At 72.6% G+C, this 3,604-nt stretch carries 5 protein-coding genes; 4 read left to right on the top strand and 1 reads right to left on the bottom strand.

Going from position 1 to position 3,604, the window contains the following annotated elements:
• Window positions 1-160 precede the first annotated feature (160 nt).
• From AB0B48_RS32380 to AB0B48_RS32370, 3 genes are read left to right on the top strand one after another with little or no spacing between them, the layout of a single operon-like run.
• Window positions 161-622, top strand: coding sequence for an ABA4-like family protein (locus AB0B48_RS32380; RefSeq protein ID WP_357208284.1), 462 nt, complete (start codon window positions 161-163; stop codon window positions 620-622).
• Entirely contained in the window at window positions 619-1,869 is a 1,251-nt protein-coding gene (locus AB0B48_RS32375) for a histidine kinase (RefSeq protein WP_357208282.1), read from the top strand. The genes AB0B48_RS32380 and AB0B48_RS32375 overlap by 4 nt, the downstream gene beginning before the upstream one ends.
• Window positions 1,866-2,492: a response regulator transcription factor gene (locus AB0B48_RS32370; protein WP_357208279.1), complete on the top strand. Its 627-nt coding sequence runs from the start codon at window positions 1,866-1,868 to the stop codon at window positions 2,490-2,492. The genes AB0B48_RS32375 and AB0B48_RS32370 overlap by 4 nt, the downstream gene beginning before the upstream one ends.
• Window positions 2,493-2,523: 31 nt before the next feature.
• On the opposite strand, the gene AB0B48_RS32365 is transcribed toward AB0B48_RS32370, so the two are convergent.
• Window positions 2,524-3,240, bottom strand: coding sequence for a YoaK family protein (locus AB0B48_RS32365; RefSeq protein WP_357208276.1), 717 nt, complete (start codon window positions 3,238-3,240; stop codon window positions 2,524-2,526).
• Window positions 3,241-3,310: 70 nt separating this feature from the next.
• On the opposite strand from AB0B48_RS32365, the gene AB0B48_RS32360 reads away from it, so the two are divergent.
• Complete coding sequence (locus AB0B48_RS32360) at window positions 3,311-3,568, top strand: winged helix-turn-helix domain-containing protein (RefSeq protein WP_357208273.1); 258 nt, start codon at window positions 3,311-3,313, stop codon at window positions 3,566-3,568.
• Window positions 3,569-3,604: the final 36 nt, after the last annotated feature.

Raw genomic sequence — 3,604 nt, 5'->3', positions numbered from 1 at the left:
TCAGTGTGTTGTTCCGGGGGCTGGGGCGGCGCGCCCCGCCGCTGCGGCGCCCGGCCCCCGCCCCGCCCCCGGGTGCCGCGGCACTGGTGGTCGCGACCGCGGCGAGCGTGACCGGCGTGGTGCTGGCCCGCCGACGTCGCCCGGAACTGGCGCTGGCCGCGTGACCGGGACGCTGTTCTCCCTGACGTTCGCGGTGGCCGCGCCGTTCTGGGCGCTGATGATCCTGCTGCCGCGCTGGTCGTGGACCGCTCGGATCATCGCCTCGCCGCTGATCGTGCTGCCGGTCGTGGTGATCTACGCGCTGCTGGTGCTCCCGGCGTTCGGCGAGGTGCTGCCGGCCGTGGCGTCGCCGACCCTGGCCGGGGTGCGGGACCTGCTCGGCACCTCCGACGGTGCGGCGGCGGGTTGGGCGCACATGATCGCGTTCGATCTGTTCGTCGGGCGGTGGGCGTGGTTGGACAGCCGGGAACGGGGGGTGCCGGCGCTGGTGATGGCTCCGGTGCTGGTGCTGACCATCCTGCTCGGGCCGCTCGGCCTGGCCGCGTACCTCGCGGTCCGGACCCGGTGGCGGCGGGGGGGGGGCGCCGCCCCCGGCCCACAGCCCCTAGGCTGTCGACCGTGAGCTGGCCGGGGCGACTGTTCGACATGCGGGACGCGCTCGTGCGAATGGTGCTGCTCGACCTCGCCGGGGTGTGTTACCTGTTCTTCGTCCCGCACTCCAACAGCACGCCCACCACGGCACAGTGGATCCTCGCACTGCTCGCGTTCGCCGTGGCGCTGGTGGCGCACCGGTTGCCGGTGCTGAACCTGGTGGCACAGGCCGCCCTGCTGGCGGTCGCGATCAGCCTGGTCGACGACTTCACCATCAACCAGGTTGGTGCCAGCTGGGCGCTGCTCGAGGTCACCATGCGTGCGCGCCACGCGCGGCCCATCTGGCTGGCCGCCGTGCTGCTTGCCGTGGTCGACCTGACCGACTCGATCGGCGACCCGCCGCGCCGGTTCGCCTCCGGGGTCGTCGGGCTCGCCGTGGAGGTCGGCGTGCCGGTCCTGCTCGGCCTGGTCATCCGCACCAACCGGGAGTTGGGTCGGCAGGCCGTGGAGCGGGCCCTGGCCGAGCAACGCCAGCACGAGTCGGAGAGCCGCGCGGCTCGCGCCGACGAACGCAGCGCCATCGCCCGCGAGCTGCACGACGTCGTGGCGCACCATGTGGCGTCGATGGTCCTGCGGGTCGGCGTGGCCCGGCACGTGCTCACCGACCTGGACCCCCGGGTGGGCGAGGTCTTCGACGACGTGCACGGCACCGGCACCTCGGCCCTTGCGGAGCTGCGCCGGCTGGTCGCGGTGCTGCGCGACCCCGACGGGGTACGCGGCGACGCGGCGCTGACCGCTATCGAACCGTCAGCGCTGCCGGCGGCGATCGGCGCGTCCATGGATCGGGCCCGCCAGGCGGGTGTCATTGTGGAGGCCGACCTCGACCCGGCGATCGGTTCACTCGACGCGGTACGCGGCATGGCGGTGCTGCGACTCACGCAGGAGGCGCTGACGAACGTGGCCAAACACGCGGGGGCGTCAGCGATCGCGCATCTCGTGGTCGCCGTCCGGGACGGCTCCGTGCACTGGGAGGTCACCGACAACGGGCGCGGCGGGGGGCCGGCGGGCGTGCCGGCCGGTGGCGGGCACGGCATCACCGGGATGCGCGAACGTGTCGAGGTCCTCGGTGGCCGGTTGGAGGCGGGCCGGACCGGCACCGGGTGGCGGGTGCGTACGGTCCTTCCGCCAGTGACCGCCGCGTCCACCGACGCGCCGGTCGGGTCGGTGCCCCGCGAGCGCAAGGCCCCGGCCGGGTCGCCCGCGCCGGAGCCGGCGTGATCCGGGTGCTGCTGGTCGACGACCAGCACCTCATCCGGGCCGGGCTGCGCATGCTCTGCGATGCTCAACCCGACATCGAGGTCGTCGGGGAGGCCGACAACGGCCGCGAGGCGATCCCGCTGGCCGGGCGGCTCCTCCCCGACGTCGTCGTGATGGACCTGCGGATGCCCGGCGTCGACGGGATCACCGCGACCAGCCGGATCCTCGCCGAACGCCCCGCCACCCGCATCCTGGTGCTGACCACGTTCGGCGACGACGAGCACCTCTACCCCGCGCTGACCGCCGGAGCGTGCGGGTTCCTACTCAAGGACGCGCCCCCGACCGAGTTGCTGGACGGCATCCGCCGGGCCGCCGTCGGTGACAGCCCGTTCAGCTCTGAGGTGCTGCGCCGCCTCGTGCAGCGCGCGGTGCACGCCCGCCCGGGGTCACCACCGGCTCTGCCGGGCCTGACCGCCCGGGAACGGGACGTGCTCGACCTGGTCGCCGAGGGACTGTCCAACACCGAGATCGCCGACCAGCTCCACATCGGTGTCACCACGGTCAAGACCCACATCACCAGCCTGATGACCAAGACCGACAGCCCCAACCGGGTACGCCTGGCCCTGTTCGCTCGCGGCGTCTGACGCTCAGGCCCGCACTCACGGCGTCTGCGGCTCAGGCCCGCATCCGCGCGGACACGGCGATGACGAGCACCAGCGGCACGATCAGCAGGGCCGGGGCGACGACCGGCAGGTGCAGGGCGACAAGGGCGCCGACGGCCGCGCCGACCATGAGGGCCAGCAGCACCTGGGCCTTGGGACGCAGGCTGGTCCACGGGCTGCGCGCGGCGACCCCGGCGATCAGGCTGGTGAGCGTGCCGGTCAGGTACGTGGAGGACAGGCCGGACACCCCGAAGCGTTGGATCGCACTGCTCTGCACGCCCAGCGCGACAGCGGACAGCATCAGCAGCGCCAGGTGGACACCCGCGTCGGGGGTGTGCAGGGTGACCTCCCAGACGACGGCGAACACCACGAACACCGACAGCTCCAGGACCAGCGCCCAGGTGACCCGCCGAGGCCAGACCGGATCGTCGGGCTGCGCCGAGCCGACGACGCGGGCACCGGCGAGGACACCGACGATGAAGCTGACGATGGCGCAGCCCGACGTCAACGCCAGGTCGGCTTCACCTCTGCCGGCCGAGAGCCCGAGCAGGACCATGTTGCCTGTCATCACGCTGGCGAAGGCGCCGCCGAGGGCGAGGAAGCCGAGAGCGTCGGCGCTCCCGGTGAGGAAGGTGAGGACGACGACGAGCGCGTGCCGTCGCCGCAGCAGGCGCTCGTCCCGGGGCGGGGTGATGTGAGGGCGGGTGACGCGGGGCGCTGTGCTCGACACTGTCGGCCGCCTTCCGGTAATTGTTCTTCGTATACACTTTGTGCGGACACGTTCACGGAGAGGCGACAAGGTGGCTGAAGACCTACGGGACAAGCTCGGCGCGCAACACCTGCCGCTCCGCGATCAGGTCCTCGCCGCGCTGCGGACCGCCATCATCGACGGCGACTACCTGCCCGGGGAACGGCTGACCGAGGACCGGCTCGCCGAGGACTTCGGCGTCTCCCGCAACCCCGTCCGGGAGGCGCTGCGCGTCGCCGAGGCGGAGGGACTGCCGAGGCCCCGAAGGCAATTCCGCAGAGAGCTTGATGTCTGTGAGTCATCACGATGACTCACAGACATCACGGTCAAAAGAACAACACGCTCC

This window comes from Micromonospora sp. NPDC049089, assembly GCF_040648775.1.
In the GTDB taxonomy this organism is placed as follows: Bacteria; Actinomycetota; Actinomycetes; order Mycobacteriales; family Micromonosporaceae; genus Micromonospora.
This window is presented reverse-complemented; position numbering and strand designations above follow the sequence as displayed.